Below are 561 nucleotides of genomic sequence, written 5' to 3'. Positions count from 1 at the left end.
AACTTAGACTGGTTCCCTATGGGTGGCTTTGTGAGTGATGATTTTGAAGACTATGAAAGTTGGGGCGAGCACATAAAAGACATCATGTGGCATGCTGTTCTTCCTTTGATTTGCTATCTCATTGGTGATTTCGCAACTCTTACAATGACGATGAAAAACAATCTAATGGAGAACATCTCAGCGGATTATATTCGCACCGCGATAGCTAAAGGCCTGCCATTTAAGCAAGCGGTGAAGAAGCACGCATTACAAAATAGCCTTATTCCGATAGCGAGCCACTTTGGTAACTCTTTGTTGTTCTTTATGTCAGGCTCATTTTTGATTGAAGTGATTTTTAATATTGATGGTATCGGCTTGCTTGGTTACGAGTCGATTATTGAGCGTGATTATCCGGTCGTAATGGGGATAGTTGCTATTAATGCGGCGATGTTGATGATCGGCAACATTTTATCTGATTTATGTGTTGCTGCAGTCGATCCGAGAGTGAGGTTTGGCGCATGATTAAGTTAACCCCACTAACGCAAAAAAAGATCAAGCATTTCAAAGAGATTAAACGCGGTT

At 41.2% G+C, this 561-nt stretch carries 1 protein-coding gene; it reads left to right on the top strand.

Annotated elements, in window-relative coordinates; genetic code table 11:
• The coding region (locus KIV40_RS30215) for an ABC transporter permease subunit (protein WP_285352954.1) at nucleotides 1-501 on the top strand (501 nt) is incomplete at its 5' end.
• Between the last annotated feature and the right edge of the window lie 60 nt (nucleotides 502-561).

It is taken from the genome of Vibrio sp. D173a (assembly GCF_030248475.1).
Note: the sequence above shows the minus strand (reverse complement) of the source record. Positions and strands in the feature narration are given on the sequence as shown.